Annotated in this window: 17 protein-coding genes; 14 read left to right on the forward strand and 3 right to left on the reverse strand. The window is 69.2% G+C overall.

Annotated features, from left to right (window positions below):
* Positions 1–132 precede the first annotated feature (132 nt).
* On the reverse strand, positions 133–1,701 hold the full coding sequence (locus QOZ89_RS09615; RefSeq protein WP_312623570.1) for a class I adenylate-forming enzyme family protein: 1,569 nt from the start codon (positions 1,699–1,701) through the stop codon (positions 133–135).
* 431 nt (positions 1,702–2,132) lie between these two features.
* Here QOZ89_RS09615 and QOZ89_RS09620 point away from each other — a divergent pair, with 431 nt between their 5' ends.
* Entirely contained in the window at positions 2,133–3,311 is a 1,179-nt protein-coding gene (locus QOZ89_RS09620; RefSeq protein ID WP_071051249.1) for a CaiB/BaiF CoA transferase family protein, read from the forward strand.
* 179 nt (positions 3,312–3,490) lie between these two features.
* On the opposite strand, the gene QOZ89_RS09625 is transcribed toward QOZ89_RS09620, so the two are convergent.
* Together QOZ89_RS09625 and QOZ89_RS09630 are read right to left on the reverse strand one after the other, a co-directional pair.
* Positions 3,491–4,258: an enoyl-CoA hydratase-related protein gene (locus tag QOZ89_RS09625; protein ID WP_071051250.1), complete on the reverse strand. Its 768-nt coding sequence runs from the start codon at positions 4,256–4,258 to the stop codon at positions 3,491–3,493.
* Positions 4,258–5,658, reverse strand: coding sequence for an acetyl-CoA hydrolase/transferase family protein (locus tag QOZ89_RS09630; protein ID WP_491677176.1), 1,401 nt, complete (start codon positions 5,656–5,658; stop codon positions 4,258–4,260). The genes QOZ89_RS09625 and QOZ89_RS09630 overlap by 1 nt, the downstream gene beginning before the upstream one ends.
* 355 nt (positions 5,659–6,013) lie before the next feature.
* Between QOZ89_RS09630 and QOZ89_RS09635 the strand changes: the two genes are divergently transcribed.
* The 13 genes from QOZ89_RS09635 (at position 6,014) to QOZ89_RS09695 (ending at position 22,838) form a co-directional block, all read left to right on the forward strand.
* The gene (locus QOZ89_RS09635) at positions 6,014–7,624 is read left to right on the forward strand and encodes an SMP-30/gluconolactonase/LRE family protein (protein ID WP_071051252.1); all 1,611 of its coding nucleotides are present in this window, start codon (positions 6,014–6,016) and stop codon (positions 7,622–7,624) included.
* Between the two features lie 8 nt (positions 7,625–7,632).
* Positions 7,633–8,478, forward strand: coding sequence for an SDR family NAD(P)-dependent oxidoreductase (locus QOZ89_RS09640; protein ID WP_071051371.1), 846 nt, complete (start codon positions 7,633–7,635; stop codon positions 8,476–8,478).
* A 100-nt stretch (positions 8,479–8,578) separates the two neighbouring features.
* Complete coding sequence (locus QOZ89_RS09645) at positions 8,579–9,961, forward strand: aromatic ring-hydroxylating oxygenase subunit alpha (RefSeq protein WP_071051253.1); 1,383 nt, start codon at positions 8,579–8,581, stop codon at positions 9,959–9,961.
* 63 nt (positions 9,962–10,024) lie between these two features.
* Positions 10,025–11,851 carry a flavin-containing monooxygenase gene (locus tag QOZ89_RS09650; protein WP_071051254.1) on the forward strand — a complete coding sequence of 609 codons (1,827 nt, stop codon included), beginning with the start codon at positions 10,025–10,027 and terminating at the stop codon, positions 11,849–11,851.
* 42 nt (positions 11,852–11,893) lie between these two features.
* A complete protein-coding gene (locus QOZ89_RS09655) occupies positions 11,894–12,817 on the forward strand; it encodes an SDR family NAD(P)-dependent oxidoreductase (RefSeq protein WP_071051255.1) in 924 nt (307 codons plus the stop codon).
* The gene (locus QOZ89_RS09660) at positions 12,814–14,520 is read left to right on the forward strand and encodes a thiamine pyrophosphate-binding protein (RefSeq protein ID WP_312623573.1); all 1,707 of its coding nucleotides are present in this window, start codon (positions 12,814–12,816) and stop codon (positions 14,518–14,520) included. Before QOZ89_RS09655 ends, QOZ89_RS09660 begins: the two co-directional genes overlap by 4 nt.
* A 133-nt stretch (positions 14,521–14,653) precedes the next feature.
* On the forward strand, positions 14,654–16,087 hold the full coding sequence (locus tag QOZ89_RS09665) for an aldehyde dehydrogenase family protein (protein WP_071051257.1): 1,434 nt from the start codon (positions 14,654–14,656) through the stop codon (positions 16,085–16,087).
* 329 nt (positions 16,088–16,416) lie between these two features.
* Positions 16,417–17,400 (forward strand): acrylyl-CoA reductase (NADPH), encoded by a 984-nt coding sequence (gene acuI, locus QOZ89_RS09670; protein WP_312623574.1) that lies wholly within the window; start codon positions 16,417–16,419, stop codon positions 17,398–17,400.
* Between the two features lie 13 nt (positions 17,401–17,413).
* Positions 17,414–18,637, forward strand: coding sequence for an FAS1-like dehydratase domain-containing protein (locus QOZ89_RS09675; RefSeq protein WP_312623575.1), 1,224 nt, complete (start codon positions 17,414–17,416; stop codon positions 18,635–18,637).
* 3 nt (positions 18,638–18,640) lie between these two features.
* Positions 18,641–20,359, forward strand: coding sequence for a class I adenylate-forming enzyme family protein (locus QOZ89_RS09680; protein ID WP_312623576.1), 1,719 nt, complete (start codon positions 18,641–18,643; stop codon positions 20,357–20,359).
* 114 nt (positions 20,360–20,473) lie between these two features.
* On the forward strand, positions 20,474–21,310 hold the full coding sequence (locus tag QOZ89_RS09685; protein ID WP_071051261.1) for a TauD/TfdA dioxygenase family protein: 837 nt from the start codon (positions 20,474–20,476) through the stop codon (positions 21,308–21,310).
* Positions 21,307–22,050 carry an SDR family NAD(P)-dependent oxidoreductase gene (locus QOZ89_RS09690; protein WP_312623577.1) on the forward strand — a complete coding sequence of 248 codons (744 nt, stop codon included), beginning with the start codon at positions 21,307–21,309 and terminating at the stop codon, positions 22,048–22,050. The genes QOZ89_RS09685 and QOZ89_RS09690 overlap by 4 nt, the downstream gene beginning before the upstream one ends.
* A 191-nt stretch (positions 22,051–22,241) precedes the next feature.
* The gene (locus QOZ89_RS09695) at positions 22,242–22,838 is read left to right on the forward strand and encodes a carboxymuconolactone decarboxylase family protein (protein WP_071051263.1); all 597 of its coding nucleotides are present in this window, start codon (positions 22,242–22,244) and stop codon (positions 22,836–22,838) included.
* Positions 22,839–22,938 lie beyond the last annotated feature (100 nt).

The raw sequence follows: 22,938 nt of genomic DNA on the forward strand, positions 1-22,938 counted from the left end.
ACGGTCCGCCCCGGTGACGTACTTCCGGGGTCGCCGGCGAGCCACCGGAGGGCGCCGACCACGTCGGCGGCGGTGCCTTCCTGTGGCAGCGGCCTCGCGGATCGCGACGTCGCAGGCCGCGGCGCCGACTGGTCAGGTAGCGCTGGGACTCCGGTGCCGGTCGACGAGCTCAGGCAGCCCGGCGCGTTGCACCTTGCCCATGGCGTTCACCGGCAGAGCGTCCACCTGCGACCAGATCTCCGGAACCTTGTACGGCGAGAGCTCGCGCCGGCACAGCTCGTCGAGCGCCACGAGGTCGAGCGGCGGGCCGGCACTCTCGACCACGGCGGCCACCCGCTGCCCGAGGCGCTCGTCGGGCACCGCATACACGGCGACCCTGGCGACGTCCGGATGCGTCGCGATGACCCGTTCCACCTCGAGCGGGTAGACGTTCGCGCCGCCCCGGATGATGACCAGCTTCTTGCGGTCCAGCACCGTCAGCCATCCGGCGGCGTCGACGGTCCCGATGTCGCCGGTGGGGACAGGGCCTGGCTCGATGGGTCGGACGCCGCCGCGCTCCCAGTAGCCGAGCAGCGGCGTCCATCTGCCCGCCCAGGCGCCGGCGGTGGTTCCGCTCAGCCGCAGCTCGCCGAGGTCACCCGCCGGCAGGCGGCGGCCCTCGTCGTCGTAGGCCGCGACGTCGTAGTGCCCCAGCACCTGCCCGCTCGCGCGCGGACGCCACTCGTCTCCGGGCGGGTCGATCGACACCACGGTCGGCGCCTCGGTCAGGCCGTAGGTGACCCGGGGAACCAGCCCGTGCGCCGCGGCGAACGTCTCGCGCAGCGCGTCCGGGGTGTCGCTGCCGCCGCTCCACACCTCCCGCAGCGAGCCGAGGTCGAGGTCAGGGCGCCCGGCGAGGTCATAGAGCTGCGCGGGCGCGCCGTTCCACACCGTGACGCGCCGCGTGGAGATCCATTCCGCTACCCCTTCGAGGTCGCGCCGGTTCATGATGACGGCGCACCCGCCGGCCTGCGCGGTGAGCAGTGTGGACAGCACCATCAGGTTGAGGATCGTCAACGGGAAGCTGTCGCCCTTGCGCAGCTCGGGTCCCCAGCCTCGGGTCGCGACGAGGACCGCACCCGGAAGGAGCAGGTTGCGCTGGCTGTGCACGACCGCCTTGGGGCGGCCCGATGTCCCACTGGTGAACGCGATCCCGGCCGGCGCATCGAGGTCCAGCTCGACCGCGGGGGCCGCCTCGTCGTGGGCGAGGAGCTCCGCCCACCGATCGGGGTCGACACAGTCCGGCGAGGTCAGCCGGCAACGCGGTCCGGCCAGCACGACCGTTGGCTCGCAGAGGTCGTACAGATCCTCCTGCTCGGTCGCGGCGAGCGCCTCGCCGACCCCCGCCCAGACGGCCCCGATCCGTTGCGCGCCGTGGAAGGCCGCGACGATGTCCAGATCGTTGGGCAGGCAGGCGGCGACACGGTGACCGGGGCGTACCCCCAGCGACCACAGAGCGCCGGCCGCCCGTCGCGCCTGGCCGCCGAGCTCGGCGTACGACCACATGCCGGAGAACGCCTCGATCGCGGTGGCATCCGGGCGCGACGCGAGCGCCGCGTCCAGCACCTCGGCGATCGTGCCAGGGGCAGCCGCCCCCCGGCCAGCCGTCGCGGCCCCGGGGGCGCGATCCGGGCGCTGCGCTGAGTCGCGTGTGCTGTTCACGACATCTTGATACAACTATTCTTACAGGGATTCATCCGACACCCTCGATGGGCCCCTCTGAGGGACCGTCCGCCACCCGGATGCGGCTCGCGCCGGGAGCGACGACGGCGGTGCGCCGGTGCGCGCACCGGTCGGAGTCGATGATGCCTCAAAGCGCGTCAGATCCCTCTGGACGAGCCACGGGGCTAGCCAGCAGCGGGCGTCAGGACGCGCGGCACCGATAAAGCAACGCGAGCTGCGAGGAGTTCGCCTCGTTCCGGCTCCGATGGTCCGGCGAGCGCAAAACAGACGACCACCACAGCGATGGCGGTCTCTTCATCTAGGAGTGGTCGACACGTGACGGAAAATCGCTCCTGTGCTTCATACACCGGCTCGCGGCTGGTCACCGACCGCCGTAAGCGCCACGGCACGATACGTCGAGGCGCCGCGGCATGACGCACTCAGGTCCGCTGTCCGGAGTACGTGTCGTCGATCTGACCTCGATGGTCATGGGCCCCTACTGCACCCAGATCATGGCTGACATGGGCGCCGACGTCATCAAGATCGAGATTCCCGCCGGCGATAACACCCGCTACATCTCGGTCGGGCCGGAGCCGGGAATGGCGGGTGTCTTCGTCAACGTGAACCGCGGCAAGCGCAGCGTCGTCCTGGACCTTCGGTCCGACGAGGCCAGGGAAACGCTACGTGCCCTCATCCGACGCGGCGACGTGTTCATCCACTCGATGCGCGCGAAGGCGATCAACAAACTCGGGTTCGGTTACGAGGACGTGGCCACGCTCAACCCGTCGATCATCTACACCAACTGCTACGGCTACGGCCGCCGCGGCCAGGACGCGAATCTGACCGCCTACGACGACACCATCCAGGCGGAATGCGGCCTGCCGTCAGTACAGGAGCAGCTCACCGGCGAGGCCAGCTACGTCGGCACCATCATGGCCGACAAGATAGGCGGACTAACTGCCCTGTACGCCACCATGATGGCGCTGTTCCACCGCGAGCGGACCGGCGAGGGCCAGGAGGTCGAGGTCAGCATGTTCGAGACCATGGCCGCGTTCATGCTGGTCGAACATGCCAACGGCGCGATGTTCAGCCCTCCCCTGGGCCCAGCGGTGTACCCCCGCGCGGTCACCCCCAACCGGAAGCCCTACCGCACCAAGGACGGCTACATCTCCGCGCTGGTCTACAACGACAAGCAGTGGGTCGCGTTCGTCAATGCCGTGCGGCCGAGCTGGGCGGGCGAGCACTTCGCGACCCTGGAGCAACGAGCACGCCAGATCGACACCGTCTATGCCCGGCTGGCGGAGACCTTCCTGGAGCACACGACGCAGGACTGGCTCGATCTGCTCCGGTCCCTTGACATTCCCGCCGCACCCGTCCGCACCCTCGACGAGCTGTTCGACAACCCGCATCTGAATCAGGCGGGATTCTTCGAGACGGTGGATTCCCCGAATGGACCGGTGCGTTTCCCTGGCACACCGACGTGGTTCTCCCGGACCCCCGGCTTCATCGCCGGCCCTGCTCCCCGGCTCGGCGCCCACACCCAGGAGGTGATCGACGAGCTTGGTGCCACCGCGGAAGGGGCGGTCATCACCGGGCGGGCCGAGAGCTGACGGCGGTGGGCGACGCGGTCCCCCACCGCCCTTCGGTCACCCGCGGCCGTGCGGTCATCTCCCGGGTGGAGAGCGACCGCGGCGAGGTCGCGCGATGCGCCGCGTATCCGTCGCTGTCCGCGGCCGAGTGGAGCCGGCGCGGTCAGGGCGACGTCGCGGCAGTTGCTCGTACTGCCTGTTCAGTGTCCGATCCACCGGGGGGCACGCTTCTCCGCGAACGCCCTGGGCCCTTCCTGGGCGTCCTCGCTGTTGTAGCAGTGCTCGGAGGCATACCTGGCGGCCTTCAGGGCCGCCGAACGCCCCATTTCGGTAGCGATCATCACCGTTTCCCGCGCGGCCCGCACCGAGAGCGGAGCGCCGGCGAGAATCTCACCGGCCAGCCCGAGCGCGGTGTCCATCAGCGCCACGGGTTCGGCGAGGCGGTTGACGAGCCCGATCTCGTGGGCCCGCCGCGCGGTGATCGGCCGGCCGGTGAGCAGGATCTCCATCATGATCCGCTGCGGAATCATGTGTATCAGCGGCGAGGCCCAGGGCGAGCTTCTGCCGACCTTGACCTCGGTGACCGCGAACCGCGCGCTGGTGCTGGCGACACAGAGGTCGCAGGCCTGCGCGATCATCCAGCCGCCGGCGAAGGCGACTCCGTTGACCGCCGCGATGGTGGGCTTCGACAGTTCGACCGTGTCGTACGGGAGGGCAAACATGTCGCGCGGCGGCACTCGCATTCCGGTCGCCACCATCTCCGTGAGGTCTCCGCCGGCGCAGAACGCCTGCTCGCCCGCGCCGGTGAGAATCGCGACGCGCAGCGCCGCCTCGCGCTCAAAGCGATACCAGGCGGCATCCAGGCCCTCGCGGACGTCGCGTGCCAGGCAGTTCCGGGTCTCGGGCCGGTTCAGGGTGATGACAGCGATGCCGTCGTCGCGGGCCTCGAACAGCACGGCCTCACTCATCAGAAACCTCTCCGCTGAATCGTGTCGGCTTCCCGGGCCAGCTCCTCCTGAAAGGAGGGATGAGCGACGGCGATCAGCCGGCGGGTCCGCTCGGCGAGGGTCTGGCCCCTGAGCTCGGCCGCACCGAACTCGGTGACGATCACGTCGACGTCGCTGCGCGCGGTGGTGACTGGCCCGGAGAGCCGGGCGGTGATCCTGCTGACCGTGCCGTTCTTGGCGGTGGCAGGCAGGGCGATGATGGCGTGGCCGCCCGGCGAGCGTGCGCCGGCGCGCACGAAGTCCACCTGGCCGCCGGTGCCGCCGAGGTACGCCGAGCCGTTCTGCTCGGCGTTCACCTGGCCGGTCAGGTCGACCTCCATCGCCGAGTTGATGGTCACCAGCCTGTCCAGCTGCGCGAGCACGCCGGCGTCGTGGGTGTAGGACGTCGCGCACATGCGGATCCGCGGGTTGTGGTCGGCGAACTCGTAGAGGCGTCTGGTGCCGATCAGCGCGCCGTTGATCGAGACCCCGGTGTCGATCCGCTTGCGCGCGTTGGTGACGACACCCGCTTCGACCAGTTCGATCAGACCATCGCCGAGCATGCCGGAGTGCACGCCCAGATCCGTGCGATCGTGCAGTTGGCGGAGGATGGCATCCGGCACGGCGCCGACCCCGGTCTGAATGACCGAGCCGTCCTCGATGTAGGTGGCGGCGTGCTTCGCGATGGCCTCATCGATCTCGCCGATCTTCGCCGCCGGCACCTCGACCGGGGGCCGCGAGACCGGCACGGCGTAGTCGATCTCGGATGCGGACACGTGCTCGCCGTGGGTGAACGGCACCTGGTCGTTCACCTCCGCCACGACGACGCGCGCATTCGCGACGGCCGCCCGCACGTAGTCGCTGATCAGGCCGAGACTGTGGTGCCCGTTCGCGTCGGCCGGGCTCACCTGGACGAAGGCGACCTCACACCCGATCAGCCCGGTCTCGATCATCGGCCCGACCTGGCTGACGTGACAGGGGATGACGCTGAGCCTGTGCGCCTTCGTCAGCGAGCGCAACACGCCGATCGCACCCATGCTGGACAGCGAGAAGCTGTTGGTCGCCGCCGGCGTGAACAGACCGGAGAAGCTGGTGGCGATGAAGGCCGAGAGCCCGTCGATGCCGCGGCCCTGCTCTATCAACGCCTCGACCAGCGAGGTCGGCTCACCGCAGGCCTGGCCCATCACGATGCGGTCGCCGGGGCGCAGGACCTGGCTGAGGTCGAGGTCGCCGGCGGCGGAGATCACCTTCATACGTCTCCAGTTCTCGGTTCGGTCCTTCTCCGACGCAGTAGGGCCTGGGTAGACCGGGTCCGCGCTGGCCTGACCGACCCGGCTGCCCGCGCTCGACGAGGCGCCACCGCGGCGGTCGGATATGGACACTTGGACCCCAAGTATGGAATGGTAGTCCAACTTCTGGTCGTCGAGCGTCGGGAGAGGTGAGGATGATGGGCTGGCCCGCCGCAGGTGACCGAGGCGGCGCCGCGCCGGTGCTCGGTTCCGACCGCGCCGCCCGGGTCAGCGCGGGATCTGGCCCTACCGTTGGACCGGGCGGGCAGCCCCACCCGGCGGTCATTTCCACCGTCACGCGACCGTTCGGCGCGCCTGCTCTTCACAGTCCGCCGCGAAAAAGCTCCTCGTATTCAGATCCACCAGACCCGGGCCTTGCTGAGCGAGTTTCTCGTACACCCACGCCAATAGTCTTCCTTAACGACGATGTTTCTGGGAGCCCGTCGCCATGTTGCTGCAAGGGGGGCGCTACACCAGCCCCACGTCCACCAGCCTCGCTGAGGGATGGAGCCTGGAAAGACTCACCCCACCGAGCCGATTATTCGGTGCGAACGGGCTGCGTACCGGTCCCGACGGCCGTATCTACGTAGCCCAGGTCGCCGGCAGCCAGATCAGCGCGCTCAACGTCGACACCGGCGAGTTAGCCACGGTAAGCGCGCAGGGCGGCGACATCGTCGCGCCCGACGATGTCGCCTTCGACGCCCAAGGCAACCTCTACGCCACGGAGTACTACGACGGGCGCGTGGCCGTGCGCGAGACCGACGGCAGCACTAGGGTGCTGCGCGACGACGTGCCGGGCGCGAACGGCATCACCATCCACCAGGGCCGGCTGTTCATCGACGAATGCCGCATCGGCGGCCGCCTGCTGGAGATGTACGCCGACGGCAGCGCTCCCCGGGTGCTGGTGGAGAACCTGCCGATGCCCAACGCCATGGAGTTCGGTCCGGACGGCAAGCTCTACTATCCGGTGCTGGGCACCAACGACATCTGGCGGATCGACGTCGACGGCGGCGAGCCCGAGCGGGTCGTGGGCGACCTGGGCGTCCCGGACGCGGTGAAGTTCGACGCCGAGGGCTACATCATCTCCACCCAGGTCGGCACTGGCGAGGTGCTGCGGATCAACCCCCGCAACGGTGAGCGCACCACCCTGGCCAGCATCGCTCCTGGGCTGGACAACCTGACCTTCGTCGGGGACCGGCTGTTCGTGTCGAGCTTCACCGGGCAGATCACCGAGATCCTCGGCGGCGGTGGCGGAACCCGACAGGTGCTGCCCGGCGGGCTGACCTGGCCGCTGGACCTCACCGTGGGGCCCGACGGCATCCTGTACGTCTCCGATGGCACCTACTTCTACTTCCTGCCGCCCGGCGGCGACCTGCGGATGATGGGCTTCCTGTTCAGCCCCGGCTGGCCGGGATACATCCGCGGGGTAACCGCCGTCGGTGAAGGCGAGTTCATCGTCTCCACCTCGAACGGCCAGCTCGCGCGGTGGCGGCCAGCGGCCATGGAACACGACATTCTGGCCGGCGAAACCGAGCCGTTCGACCAGCTCTACGGCGTGGCGATCGGGCCGGACGGCGGCGTGGCGGCCGCCGAGCTCGGCGCCGGCCGCGTGGTGTCCGTGCGGGGCGGGCAGGTCGCGACCCTGGCCTCCGGGCTGGACCGGCCGATGGGCGTGGCGTTCGCCGGGGACGGCACCTGCCTGGTCTCCGAGTCCGGCGCCGGTCGGGTCGTCTCGGTCGCCAGCTCCGGCGTCGACACGGTGGTGGACGGCCTGGAGACACCGCAGGGCATCCTCGTCCGCGACGGGAAGCTCCTGATCGTGGATGCGGGCGCCAAGTCGCTGGTCAAGGTCGACCTCGGCAGCAAGTCCCGGGCCACGATCGCCCGCGATCTGCCGGTCGGTCCCCCGCTCGGGGTCGAGCCCAAGCCACTGAAGGGGCTGCAGCCGTTCTCCGGTCCGCAGGGCCTCTTCGCCGGAATCGCCGCCGGGCCGGACGGCACGATCTACCTGTCCGCTGACGCCGAGGGCAGCGTCCTGGCCTTTCGCCAGGACGGGTGAGCGCCCTCATGGCCAACGACCTCATCGACCTCGGCGGACGTGTCGTCATCGTCTCCGGCGCGGCCGGCGGTGGCATCGGTACCTCGGTGGTGAGCCTGGTCGCCCGCGCCGGAGCGACCGTCATCGCGGTGAGCCGGTCCCCGGTGAACCTCGACACCCACATCAAGCCCCTGGTGGCCCAAGGGCTCGCCGTCGTCCCGGTCGCGGCCGACGCCGCCACCGACGAGGGCGTCGCGACCGCGATGGCGGCCGCGGCAGAGGCGGACGGCGAGCTGTACGGGCTGGTCAACGTGGCCGGCGGCGCCGCGACGTCGACCTGGATGCCCTCGACCCGGGTCACCCGGGACGACTGGCGCGACCTGTTCACGTGGAACCTCGAGACGATGTTCTTCATGAGCCAGGCCGTCGCCGCCGAGCTGAAGCAGCGGGGCCGGCCGGGATCGATCGTCTCGATCTCCTCGATCAGCGGCCTGAACACCGCGCCGTTCCACATCGGCTACGGAACCGCCAAGGCCGCGCTGGTGGCGGCGACCCGCACCATGGCCGTCGAGCTGGCCCTGGACGACATCCGGGTCAACGCGGTCGCCCCCGGTGTGACCGCGACCCCAGCCTCGCGCACCTACGTCGACGAGGACCCCGAACGCGACGCCCGCGCCATCGCCATGGGCCGGCGCGCCCGCCCGGAGGAACAGGCCGGAGCGATCCTCTTCCTGCTGTCCGACCTGTCCTCCTACATCACCGGGCAGACGATCCTGGTCGACGGCGGTCTCAATCTGAAATGGACCCACCTCGGCGCCGACAACACCTCGCTCTTCCTCAAGGACGAGGGATTTCGCGCCGCTGTCACGCGCTGACCCAGGACGATCTCACCAGCGTTTCCTCCGACACCAGTCGTAACCGAGGCGCCGACCCACCCATGTACCGATTATCTCCCGGCGCGGGTTGGAGAATGTCATGACCGAAACTGTCGACAACGTCCAGCGGGCGGTTTCCGCGCCGGCGGAGGCGCTGGCACGACCGATGACAATCGGCGTCGAGGCCTATCTCTCCGAGGAGTACGCCCGGGCCGAGCGAGACAAGCTGTGGACCAATGTCTGGCAGCAGGTCGGCCGGGTCGAGGAGATTCCCGGGGTCGGCGACTTCCTGACCTACGAGATCCTCGACGACTCGCTCATCATCGTACGCACGGCGGCGGACAGGATCCGCGCGTACCACAACGTCTGCTCGCACCGTGGCCGCCGGCTGGTGGACACCCCGGACGGCGCTCGTAACGCACACGGGCAGCGCCGGCAGTTCGTCTGCGGCTTCCACGGCTGGCGGTACAGCCTGGAGGGCGAGAACACCTTCGCGGCCGAACGCGAGGACTGGCCGTGCGGGCTGACCGACGAGGTCATCAGCCTCAAGCAGGTCCAGGTCGACACCTGGGGCGGCTGGGTCTGGATCAACCTCGACCCGGACTGTGAGCCGCTGCGGCAGTATCTCGAGCCCGCGGCCACCCTGCTCGACCCCTTCCAGCTGGAGAACATGCGCTATCGCTGGCGGAAGTGGCTGGTCTTCGACTGCAACTGGAAGGTCGCCCTCGAGGCCTTCATGGAGACCTACCACGTGCCGTACACCCACCCGGAGTTCATGAACTTCGGGAACTTCCTCGGGTGGGCCCGGGCGCAGGGCAAGCACAGCAACATCGGCTACGACGCGCCCAAGGGCATGGACGAGAACCAGGCGAAGCTGCGGGTCGGCAGCGGCCCCGACGCCCGGCGCTCGACGATCGAGCTGCAGAACTTCACCTGGGAGAACTCGAACACCAACACCACTCGGACCCTTGTCGACGCCGCGCGGCGGCTGACCGAGGAGCTGCCGGAGGGAACGCCGCCCGGTGAGGTCCTGGCGCACTGGTTGGCCTCGGCGCGCCGCGACGACGCCGCGCGCGGAGTGATCTGGCCGACCGTCGACCCGCGGGACGTCGCCCAGGCTGGCACGGCGTGGCAGATCTTCCCGAACTTCCAGATCGGCCACGCGCTGAACAACATGCTGTGCTACAGCGCCCGGCCGTTCGGCTACGACCCCGACAAGTGCATCTTCGAGGCCGCGGTGTACGAACTCTTCCCTGCCGGCGAGGAGCCGGCGACCGAGTGGGAGTTCACGCCCGCGGACGACCCGCGCTGGCGCACCGTCCTGCCGCAGGACTTCTCCAACATGGCCGCCGTCCAGCAGGGGATGAAGTCGCGCGGCTTCTCCGGCCCGAAGCCGAACCCGTACCGCGAGCGCAGCGTGGTGAACCTGCATCACAACCTGGCCACGTACATGGGAACGGGTGCGCCGAGCGATCTCGCCTGATCGCCGGAAACGCCGTCCCCACGACGAACGACCCGCACAAGAGCCCTGAGGCGAGGACTTCGCATGCAGAACTGCGCACCCACGCAGACGCCAGAGATCGACCATGACGCGCTGCGGACCAGGTACCTGGCGGAGCGGGACAAGCGGATCCGCCCCGAGGGGCAGAAGCAGTACCTCGTGGCCGAGGGCGACTTCGAGGAGTTCTTCGAGGCCGACCCGTACACGCCGACCGTGCCGCGCCCGCCGATCTCGGAGAGCATCGACGTCGCGATTCTCGGCGGCGGCTGGGCGGGGCTCACCGCCGGCGTCCGGCTCAAGGAGGCCGGTGTCACCGACTTCCGGATCCTCGAGCACGCCGGTGACTTCGGCGGCGCGTGGTACTGGAACCGCTACCCCGGCATCCAGTGCGACACCGAGAGCTACTGCTACCTGCCGCTACTCGAGGAGACCGGCTACATCCCGAAGGAGAAGTACGCGCGCGGGGACGAGTGCTTCGAGCACGCGCAGCGCATCGGGAAGCATTTCGGCCTGTACGACAAGGCCATCTTCAGCACGCGGATCACGTCGCTGGAGTGGGATGGGTCGATCAAGCGGTGGCGTATCGGGACCAACCGGAACGACGACATCCGCGCCCGCTTCGTCGTCATGTGCCAGGGCCCTTTCAACAAGCCGAAGCTCCCCGGCGTCCCCGGCATCGAGGAGTTCAAGGGCCACACGATCCACACCGCTCGCTGGGACTACCAGTACACCGGCGGCGACCTGTTCGGCGGCCTCGACAAGCTCGCCGGCAAGAAGGTCGCCGTGATCGGCACGGGCGCGAGCGGTATCCAGGCGATCCCGCACATCGCCGAGACCGCCGAGCACCTCTACGTCTTCCAGCGCACAGCGTCCTCCATCGCCGAGCGCGGCGACGTCCCCACCGACCCCGAATGGGTCAGGACCCTGCGGCCGGGGTGGCAGAAGGAGCGGCAGCGCAACTTCCACACCGCGGCGTACGAGGCCTTCGCCCCAGGCCAGCCCGACCTCATCTGCGACAACTGGACCGAGATCAGCCGCAATCTGCAGGCGCATCTGGACGCCACCAACGGCTGGGCCGCGCTGGCGGACCCGGTGACGTTCATGGAGCTTCGGGAGATCGTCGACTACCAGGTGATGGAGCGGCTTCGTCAGCGCATCGACGCCGCCGTCGACGACCCGGCGACCGCGGAGGCGCTGAAGCCCTACTACCGGTTCCTGTGCAAGCGGCCGTGCTTCAACGACGCCTACCTGCCGACCTTCAACCGCCCGAACGTCTCCCTCATCGACGTATCGAGGTCGAAGGGCGTCGAGAGGATCACCACGGGCGGCATCATCGCCGACGGCGTGGAGCACGAGGTCGACTGCATCGTCTTCGCCAGCGGTTTCGAGATCACCACGGATCTCGACCGCAGGCTCGCCATCCACCCCTTCACCGGCCGCGACGCCCTCTCGCTTTACGACAACTGGGCCAAGGGCTACCGCACCCTGCACGGCACGATGACGCACGGCTTCCCCAACCAGTTCTTCACGGGGTACATCCAGGGTGGTATCACGGCGGCCGTGCCGGCGATGTTCGAACAGCAGGCCGTCCACATCGCCTACATCATCAAGGAGACGCTGACTCGCGGCGCCTCCGTCGTGGAGCCCACCGCGGAAGCCCAGGACGAGTGGGTCGCGACGATCCGGGCGTCCGCGATCGACAACACCAACTACGCCCGGGAGTGCACCCCCGGCTACTACAACAACGAGGGCGAGCAGGAGATCCGCTCGGTTCTCGGCGACCCCTACTGGCCCGGCTTCTACGCCATGGAGGAGCTCCTTCAGAGCTGGCGCGACGCGGGCGACCTGGCAGGCCTCGAGCTGGACAAGTGACGAACACCGGGCCGGTGGCTCCTGTCGTGAGAGGAATCTCCCGTGGCTGAACTGAGATTCGACGACCGCGTGGCCGTGGTGACCGGTGCCGGTCGGGGCCTGGGCCGTGCCTATGCCCTGTTACTCGCCGCGAAGGGGGCGAAGGTCGTCGTCAACGACCCGGGCGTGAGCACGCGCGGCGACGGCGTCGACGCGGGTCCCGCGCAGGAGGTCGTCAAGGAGGTCGCGGCGGCCGGCGGAGAGGCCGTCGTCTCCACCGACTCGGTGGCGACCCCGGCGGGCGGCCAGGCGATCATCCAGGCGGCACTGGACCACTTCGGCCGGCTCGACGTCCTCATCCACAACGCCGGGACCCACCGCCCGGCGTCGCTGTCGGAGATGGCATACGAGGACTTCGAGGCCGTCGTGGACGTCCACCTGCGGGGTGGCTTCCACGTGGTCCGGGCCGCGTTCCCGCTGATGTCCCAGGCGGGCTACGGCCGGGTGGTGCTGACCTCGTCGATCGGCGGCCTGTACGGCAACCACGGGATCGCCAACTACGCCACGTCGAAGGCGGGCATGATCGGACTTTCCAACGTGGTCGCGCTGGAGGGGGCGGCCTCGGGCGTGAAGTGCAACGTCATCGTCCCCGCCGCGGTCACCAGGCTGGCCGAGGGGATCGACACCTCGGCCTACCCACCCATGGGACCGGAGCTGACGGCGCCGGCGGTGGGCTGGCTGGCGCACGAGTCCTGCTCGATCACCGGCGAGATCCTGGTGTCGATCGCCGGCCGGCTGGCCCGGGCCTTCGTCGGCGAGAGCCCGGGGGTCTACCGGCCCTCCTGGACGGTCGAGCAGGTCGCGGCGGACATCGAGCGCATCCGCGACGTCCGGGACCCCTGGGTGCTGCCGGTCGTCCCCTCGGCCCACGTCGACCACATCGTCAACAGCTTCGCGATGGCCACGAAGGGGTCTGACCACCAATGAAGGTGAAAGTCCACGAGCGCATCCTGCACCTGTTCGAGGCCGAGGGAATCAGCACGATCTTCGGCATTCCGGACCCGAACTTCGTGCACATGTTCCACCTGGCCGAGGAACGCGGCTGGAACGTGGTCGCCCCGCACCACGAGGAGGCCGCCGGCTTCATGGCGGAAGCGGTCTCCCGGATGACCGGCAAGGCCGCCGTGTGCGTCGGCACGCTGGGCCCGGGTGTCGCCAACCTGGCCGGCGCGATGATGTGCGCGAAGGTCGAGAACTCGCCGGTCATCTTCCTGGGCGGCCAGCGTGCCCGGATCACCGAGCAGCGGGTCCGGCGCGGCCGTATCCAGTTCGTGCGGCAGGCCGAGCTCTTCGAGCCCTCGGTCAAGTACTGCGCCAGCATCGAGTACCCGGACCAGACCGACGAGGTCATCCGTGAGGGCCTGCGCAGGGCGCTGTCGGGAACTCCCGGCCCGGTCTACATCGAGTACCCCTCCCACATCATCCAGGAGGAGCTCGACGTACCTCCGGCGGCGGAGCCCAGGAAGTACCGCCTGGTCAACCAGACGGCCGGCGCGGATGTGATCGCCGAGGCGGCGGAGCTCATCCACGCGGCCAGGCAGCCGATCATCCTTGTCGGCCACGGCGTGCACACCGCCCGGGCCGGGGAGTCGGTCAGGGCCCTCGCGGACCTGATGGCCTGCCCGGCAATCCAGACCTCCGGCGGCACCTCGTTCATCAAGGGGCTCGAGGACCGTACCTTCCCCTACGGCTTCTCGTCGGCGTCGATCGACGCCGTCGTGAAGTCCGACCTGTGCCTCGCCATCGGCACGGAGCTCGGCGAGCCGGTCCACTACGGCCGGGGACGGCACTGGGTCGCGAACGAGGCCAACCGCAAGTGGATCCTCGTCGAGCAGGACCCCGCGGCGATCGGCGTCAACCGGTCGATCGACGTGCCGCTCGTCGGTGACCTGCGCGCGATCGTCCCGCAGCTCGTCGAGGCGCTGAGGGACACGCCGCGGACCGCGACGCCGGAGCTCGCGGCCTGGATCAGGCAGGACGCGGACCAGCTGGCGGAACTGGCGGAGACGGCGCCCTCGGGGATGTCCCCCGTGCACCCGGCCCGACTGATCGTCGAGGCGACCAAGGACTTCCCGGCGGATGGCATCATGATCCGCGACGGCGGCGCCACCACGATCTTCGGCTGGACCTACTCGCAGGCGAAGCCGCATGACGTGATCTGGAACCAGAACTTCGGGCACCTCGGCACCGGGCTTCCCTACGCCATCGGCGCCTCGGTGGCGGACGACGGCAGGCGCCCCGTGATGCTGGTCACCGGCGACTCGTCGTTCCAGTTCCAGATCGCGGAGCTGGAGACGGCCGCCCGCCTGAACCTGCCGCTGGTCTGCGTCGTGGCCGTCGACTACGCCTGGGGTCTCGAGGTGGGCGTCTACAAGCGGACCTTCGGCCAGGGTTCGCTGGAGACGGGCACGCACTGGAGCACGGCGACGCGCTTCGACAAGGTCGCCGAGGGCTTCGGCTGCTACGGCGAGTACGTCGACCGCGACGAGGACATCGCCCCCGCCATCAAGCGGGCCTGGGCCAGTGGCAAGCCTGGCGTCATCCACGTGGTGGTCGACCCGAAGGCGAACTCGGAGGAGATGCCGAGTTACGACGAGTTCCGTACCTGGTACGCGGAGGGAACGCAGTGACCCGCCGCGCCATCCGGTCGTTCGACAGTTCAGCGGGACGAACGGGGAGCGATCAGGATTTTCCGTCGCGCCGCCGGCGGCCTCAGTCCCCGGAGACACGGTTGGGCCTCTCACGAGCGGAAGCGGCGGAGACATGCGCGAATATCTGAAGTTCTACATCGGCGGACAGTGGGTCGACCCGGCCGAGTCGCGGACGTTCGACGTCGTGAACCCCGCGACCGAACAGGTCGCCGGGAAGGTCGCCGCCGGCTCGGCCGCCGACGTGGACCGGGCGGTCGTGGCCGCCCGCGCGGCCTTTCCCGGTTACGCGGCGACGAGCGTCCAAGAACGGGTCGAGCTGCTCCAGAACATCCTCGACGTGTACCAGAAGCGCGCGGCCGACCTCGGCGTGGCACTGACGGAGGAAATGGGTGCGCCGGCCACGCTCGCGGGCGGGTTCCAGGTCGGTCTCGGCGCCGGGCACCTGACGACGGCGATCGAGAACCTCAGGAACTTCGCGTTCGAGGAGCAGCGTGGCGCCACGCTGGTCGTCAGGGAGCCGATCGGGGTCTGCGGCCTGATCACGCCGTGGAACTGGCCGATGAACCAGATCGCGGTGAAACTCTTCCCGGCGCTTGCCACCGGCTGCACCGTGGTGCTCAAACCGTCGGAGCGCTCGCCGTTCACCGGGCAGATCTTCGCCGAGATCCTGGCGGCGGCCGGCATCCCCGCCGGTGTCTTCAACCTGGTCCAGGGCGACGGGCCGGGCGTCGGTGTGCCGCTGTCGTCGCACCCCGATGTCGACATGGTGTCCTTCACCGGTTCGACTCGGGCTGGCGTCGAGATCGCCCGCAACGCCGCGCCCACCGTCAAGCGGGTGACTCAGGAGCTGGGCGGCAAGGGCCCGAACATCCTGCTCGACGACGAGACCTTCGTCGAGAACGTCGTCAAGGGCGTCGGCGGCGTGATGGGCAACTCCGGCCAGACCTGCAGCGCGCCGACCCGGATGCTGGTGCCGAGCGCGCGGATGGACGAGGCCATCGCCATCGCGCGGACGGCGGCCGAGAACACCACGGTCGGCGACCCCAACACCGAGGTCGCGATCGGGCCGGTGTCGTCGGGCTCCGCGTTCGACAGGATCCAGACGCTGATCCAGAAGGGCATCGACGAGGGCGCCACGCTGGTGGCCGGCGGCACCGGACGTCCGGACGGGCTGACGAAGGGTTTCTACGTCAGGCCCACCGTCTTCGCCAACGTCACGAACGACATGACCGTCGCTCGGGAGGAGATCTTCGGGCCGATACTGGTGATCATCGGCTACGACAGCCTCGACCAGGCCGTCGAGATCGCCAACGACACCGAGTACGGCCTGTCCTCCCAGGTCGCCGGCAAGGACCTCGCGCAGGCCCGGGCGGTGGCGCGGCGGATCCGCTCGGGCTGGGTGGTGGTCAACGACGCGTTCGACTTCCAGGCCCCGTTCGGGGGCTACAAGAAGAGCGGTAACGGGCGCGAGTGGGGCGACCTCTCCTTCCACGAGTACCTCGAGACGAAGGCCATTCTCGGATACTCGCCGGAGGAGGCCGGCTGATAGAATGAAAGATGGTCCGACTACTGTCCGACCGCGGCACCAGGTGTTAACCAGGCCCGCCCAAGGGAAGATCCTCCGCATTCTTCGCCTCGTTTTCCGACCTGAGACGCTGACTGCGCCGTAGTTTTTGTTTAAACCCGGAGAAGTGGCAGCCAGGGCGCCGTACGAACAGCCGTCCACGCTCACGGCGTGGGTACCCGCGGACCTGGTTTCACTGGGCCGAGCCGCGCCTCCAAGTCGGCTCCACAAACCTGGTTCGATCGCAGGTGGCACGGGATCGCCGAGTTTGGCGCGCGCTTTTGACAGACCGAGGAGGGACAGAATCTCCGATGTTTTCCGCGATTCTGATCGAGAAGGGCCACGCGGGGCAGACGGCCACGGTCACGAACCTCGACGAGGCAGCGCTCCCCGATGGGGACGTCACCATCGACGTGGAGTATTCCACGCTGAACTACAAGGACGGCCTCGCGATCACCGCGAAGTCGCCCGTGGTTCGAAAGTTCCCGATGGTGCCGGGCATCGACCTCGCCGGCGTCGTCACCGACAGCACCCACGCGGACTGGAAGAAGGGCGACCTCGTGGTGCTCAACGGCTGGGGCGTAGGTGAGACCCACTGGGGCGGCCTCTCCCAGCGCGCCCGCCTCAACGGGGACTGGCTCGTGCCGCTGCCGTCCGTCTTCACCTCCCGGCAGGCGATGGCGATCGGCACCGCCGGATACACGGCGAGCCTCTGCGTGGACGCCCTCCTGAACCACGGTGTGCGCCCGGAGCAGGGCGAGGTCCTCGTGACCGGGGCGACGGGTGGTGTCGGCAGCGTGGCTGTCGCGCTCCTGGCGAAGGCCGGGTTCAAGGTCGCCGCCGCGACCGGGAAGGCGACGGAGGCCGAGTACCTCCGGCGGCTCGGCGCGGCGACGGTCATCGACCGCTCCGAGCTGGGCAGCGCCGGGCGCCCCATGCAGAAGGAGCGGTGGGCGGGCGTCGTCGATTCCGTCGGCAGCCACACGCTGGCGAACGCCTGCGCGCAGACGCGGTACGGCGGCACGGTCGCCGCGTGCGGTCTGGCCCAGGGCATGGACTTCCCGGCGTCGGTCGCCCCGTTCATCCTGCGTGGCGTGTCGCTGCTCGGCGTCGACAGCGTGATGGCGCCCGCGGGGCCTCGGCTCGCCGCCTGGGACCGCCTGGCGCGAGACCTGGGTGTACAGGCGCTCGACGTGATTGCCGAGGAGATCGCGCTGGCGGACGCGATCGCCGCGGCGGACCGGTTCCTGGACGGCAAGGTGCGGGGCCGCATCGTCGTCGACGTCAATCGATAGTCGGGAGTGCAAGATGACCAAGAAGGCCACCAAGCCGGAGATCGTCGAGCTCGACCTCTCCGATGTCGATCACCGGTTGGGTAAGCCGGTCGGCGGCGGGCAGTTGTGGGATCCGTGCAGCTCCTCGGACATCCGCCGCTGGGCGATGGCGATGGACTACCCCAACCCGTTGCACTGGGATGAGGAGTTCGCCCGCAAGTCCAGGTTCGGTGGACTCGTCGCGCCACAGTCCATCGCGGTCGGCCTGGACTTCGGGCACGGCGTGGCGCCCGCCTGCGTGGGATACATCCCCGGCAGCCACCTGATCTTCGGGGGCGAGGAGTGGTGGTTCTACGGCTGTCCCGTCCGGGCCGGGGACAAGCTCTTCCAGGAGCGGCGCTTCCACGACTACAAGGTCGCTGAGACCAGGTTTGCCGGGCCCACGATGTTCTCCCGCGGAGACACCGTCCACACCAACCAGCACGGCGCGTTGGTGGCCCGCGAGCGTTCGACCGCGATCCGGTACCTTGCCTCCGAGGCCGGGAAGCGCGGGATGTACGAGAACCAGCTCGGCGAGAAGAAGAGCTGGACGTCCACCGGGTTGGCGCAGATCGAGAAGGCGCGTCACGGCTGGCTCCTGTCGAACCGCCTCGGCGTGTCGCCGCACTTCGACGAGGTGAAGGTCGGCGACACGCTGCCGCGGCGTGTGATCGGCCCGCACAGCATCGCAAGCTTCACCACCGAGTACCGCGCGTTTCTGTTCAACATCTGGGGCGCGTTCCACTGGACCACGCCGCCCGGCATCGAGGATCCGTGGGTAAACCAGGACCCGGGCTGGGTGGAGGGCTTCAGCTTCGACGAGGAAGGCGCCCGGATCGACCCGCGCCTGCGTGACGGCCTGTACGTCGGTCCCTCGCGCGGCCACATCGACGCCGACAAGGCCAGCGAGGTCGGCATGGTGCGCGCCTACGGCTACGGCGCCACGATGGGCGCCTGGTGCACCGACTACCTCAGCTACTGGGCCGGCCACAACGGCATGGTGCGCCACTCCAAGGCGAGTTTCCGGCTGCCCGCCTTCGAGGGTGACGTGACCTACTTCGATGCCGAGGTCATCGGCAAGGAGACGGACTCGGTCTGGGGCATGCCGCTCGTCCAGGTGAAGCTGCGCCTCACCAACCAGGACGGCGGCGTGCTGGTGGACTGCACGGCCGAGGTCGAGCTTCCGTTCGGCAGCGACCGGGAAGCGACAGAGGCCTAGACGATGGGTGCACAGACGGACGGCCCGCCTGCCGGCACGCCCTCGCTCGTGTGGGGCCTCCCACTGAGCGAGGAGCCGGGGCTCGGGCCGCTCACGCTTCCCGGCTTCCTGCGCGAGGTCACCACGAGGTACCCGGAGCGCGAGGCGCTCGTTCTGCGCGCGGCCCGGGGCGTCGAACGCTGGACGTACGCCGAGCTCTGGGAACGCGCCATCGAGGTGGCGAGCGCCCTGCGGGCGTGCGGCGTGGGCAGGGATACCCGGGTGGGCGTCCTGATGACCAACCGTCCCGAATGGATCTCCGCGGTGTTCGGCACGGCACTCGCGGGCGGTGTGGCGGTCGCGCTCAGCACGTTCTCGACGCCTGCCGAGCTCGATCACCTCCTGCGGGCTTCGGCAGTCTCCGTGCTCCTCGTCGAGCGCAAGGTGCTGACGAAGGACTTCGTCAGCGTCCTGTTCGAGCTGGAATCGGAGATCGCCAAGGCCGCTCCCGGCACGTTGCAGTCGGCGAGGTTCCCCTTCCTGCGCCGTCTCGTGGCGCTCGGCGAGTCCGCGCCGGGCGAGACGGTCGAAACCTGGGACGGGTTCCTGGCCCGTGGCCGCGACCAGCCGCGCGAACTGGTCGAGGCGACCGGCGCCGCGACGAACCCGTGCGACGCCGCCCTGATCTTCTTCTCGTCGGGCACCACCAGCAGGCCGAAAGGCATCCTGAACTCCCATCGCGGGGTCGCCGCGCAGTTGTGGCGATTCGGGCGCCTGTACGGGTTCACCCCGGCGGACCACGTCCGCTGCTGGACCGCGAACGGGTTCTTCTGGTCCGGCAACTTCGGCATGGCACTGGGCGGAGCCTTCTCCAGCGGCGGCAGCCTGGTGCTGCAGCCCACCTTCGTCCCCGGTGAGGCGCTCGAGCTCATGCAGGCGGAGCGGGTGAACTTCCCGTTCGCCTGGCCGCACCAGTGGGCGCAGCTCGAATCGGCGCCCAACTGGGATCAGGCGGACCTCAGCAGCATGCGGTTCGCGGACGTCAACACCGCGATCGCGCGGCACCCGACGGTGTCGACCACGTGGACCGAGCCGGGCCACGCCTACGGGAACACCGAGACGTTCACGATCTCGACCTGCTTTCCGGCCAACACCCCGCACGAGACGCACCAGAACAGCAGTGGCCCGCCACTGCCGGGAAACACGCTCAAGGTCGTCGATCCGCTCACCGGTGCCGTCGTTCCGCGCGGCGAACGGGGCGAGATCTGCGTGAAGGGGCCCACGCTCATGCTGGGCTACCTCGGCACGCCGCTCGACGAGACGCTCGATGCCGAGGGCTTCTTCCGCACCGGTGACGGCGGCTATCTGGACGACGCCGGGCTGCTCTTCTGGGAAGGCAGGCTGACGGACATCATCAAGACCGGCGGCGCGAACGTCTCACCGCGCGAGGTGGACGAGGTGCTCGCCGGCTGTCCCGGCGTCAAGGTGGGGCGCACCGTCGGCGTGCCGCACGAGACGCTCGGTGAGATCGTCGTCGCCTGCGTCGTCCGCCATGAGGGCGCGACCGTCGACACCGGGGAGATTCGCGGGTTCCTGCGGGACCGCCTGGCGAGTTACAAGGTCCCGCGGCACGTTCTCCTGTTCGACGAGGACGACATCGTCCTCACCGGCAGCGCGAAGATCAAGATCGGCGATCTCCGCCAGTTGGCCACCCAGCGGCTACAGAGCTCGGGCTCGGGCTGACGTACGCCGGATGAAGACCGTCCGTCTCAGGCCGTTATCCGGCACAGTCCAGAAACCGCGCCCCCTGATCATTCCATGACGAGTCGACCGTTCGAGGCAAGGAAGGAGCGACGAATGGCCACGATTGCGACGGAGAAGCTGGGCGCGTTTGTCGGCGCCGAGGTGGTGGGCATCGATGTCGACCGCCTGCTGAACGACGAGGACGTGCCGCGGGCGGTCATGGCGGCGCTAGAGGAGAACGGCGTCCTGCTGTTCCGCGAGCTGCACATCGACGACGCGGCGCAGGTCGCGTTCTGCCGGCGGCTGGGCGAGCCCGTGCGCTTCAAGGGCTACCGGATCCCGGAGATCATGGAGATCAGTTTCGATCCGGGAAACCCGAACGTCGAGTACTTCCGGAGCAATGACCTCTGGCACATGGACGGAGCCCTGGACGGAAGTGCGCCGCCGAAGGCCTCGGTGATGAGCGGGCACGTCGTGACGTCAGAGGGCGGCGAGACGGAGTTCGCCAGCGCGTACGCCGCCTATGACGACCTCTCCGCCAAGGAGAAGGAGCGGTTCGCGAAGCTGCGGGTGATCCACACGTTCGAGGCGGTCCAGCGGCTCAGCTATCCGAACCCGACCCCCGAGCAGCTGGCGGAGTGGAACTCTCCGTCGCGGCCACCGCGTGAGCACCCGCTGGTGTGGGAGCACCGCTCGGGGCGGCGTTCACTGGTGTTCGGGGCGACGACGGCGCACGTGGTCGGCATGGACCCCGAAGAGAGCCGGGCCCTGCTGGATGATCTGGAGCACCGGGCCACCACGCCAGACCGGGTGCTCCGGCACACCTGGTCGGTCGGGGACATGGTGATCTGGGACAACCTGGGCCTCGTCCACCGGGCCTGCCCGTTCGACCGCGGCACGCCGCGTGAGATGCACCGCAGCACGCTCCTCGGCGACGAGCCGATCCAGTGAGCGGGCGCACGGCCATCGTCACCGGTGGCGCCTCGGGCATCGGTGCGGCCATCGGCCGGCGGCTCGCGGCCGACGGAGCCCTGGTGGCGCTCCTCGACCGCGACGGTGCGGCCGCCAAGGCGTTGGCCGCCTCGATCCAGGCCGCGGGTGGCAAGGCCATGGGGGTGGCCGTCGACGTGGCGGACCGCGCGACGATCGACGCGGGGGCCGAGGAGGTACGGTCGCGGCTGGGCCGGCCGACCATCCTGATCAACAGCGCCGGGATCTCTCCGCACGGCCCGTTCCTCGAGACCACCGCCGAACTGTGGAACCTGACCCTCGCCGTCAACCTCACCGGCACCTTCCACTGCTGTCAGGCGGTCCTCCCCGACATGATCGAGGAGGGCTGGGGCCGCATCGTCAACATCTCCTCGTCGAGCGTCCACAGCGGCGCGCCCCAGATGGCCTCGTACGTCGCCGCCAAGTCAGGCGTCGTCGGCCTCACCAAGGTTCTCGCCCGCGAGTTCGGCCGCATGGGCATCACCGTCAACACCATTTCGCCCGGCTTCATCGACAGTCCCATGCTGCGCCAGACCGAGAAGGACGGCCTCATGAACGTCGAGCAGCAGACCAGCGCCACCCCGGTCGGCCGCATCGGACGACCCGAGGACATCGCCGCCGCGTGTGCGTTCCTGGTGAGCGAGGAAGCCAGCTACATCACCGGCCAGACCATCGGCGTCAACGGCGGTCGCAACACCTGACGACGCCGGGCTGAATTTCATGTCCTCAGCGAGCCGCCGCAGAAGGCTGCGCGGGCCCAGCTCGCCGGCTCGCTGAGGCCTGCCAGCAGGTCGGGCCACGAGTCCGCGTTCTCGGCTTCAGATCAGCGGAGCCGACTCCGTGTCCGCCCCGCGCGTGACGGATTGACACAACACTACAGAGGGTGGGGACGATGGCTCGGATTTCACCTCAGCCAAGTTCGGACTGGTCCCAGGAACTGAAGACCTTCGTCGAGGAGTTTCGCGCTTCCACCGCCGCCAAGCGCACCACTCCGACCGCCAGAGGGGGCATCCGCCCTGCCGGAGCCAACGTGATCGGCACGTTCGCGCGCCACCCGGATCTGGCGAAGGCGTTTCTCGTCCTCAACGGCCACGTCCTCTATGGGTCCACACTATCGAGCCGGCAGCGAGAGCTGCTCATCCTCCGCGTCGCCGCGCTGCGGAAATGTGACTACGAATGGGCCCAGCACGTGGTCCTTGCCGAGGACGCCGGCATGACCGCCGACGAGATCTCCCGGATCATCGAAGGTCCAGGAGCGCCCGGATGGGCGCCGGCCGACCAGATCCTGCTCGAAGCGGTCGACGAGCTGATCGACACGGCCGAGGTGAGCGCTGACACCTGGAAGGTGCTGGCCCAGGACCTCGACGAGCGCCAACTCATGGACCTCGTGTTCACCGTCGGCACGTACGAGCTCGTCGCCATGGCCTTTCGGTCGTTCGGCCTGGGCCCCGAGCCCGAACTCGTTCCGTACCTGCCCACCGGCTGGTAGCCGGCCACCCCATCCAACACGACGGGCGGGTGCGGGCGATCGGCGTGTCCAACTTCAGCGCCGAGCACCTCGACAACCTCATCGGACGCACCGATGTGGT

Origin of the sequence: Pseudofrankia coriaricola (assembly GCF_032027725.1) — a bacterium.
In the GTDB taxonomy this organism is placed as follows: domain Bacteria; phylum Actinomycetota; class Actinomycetes; order Frankiales; family Frankiaceae; genus Pseudofrankia.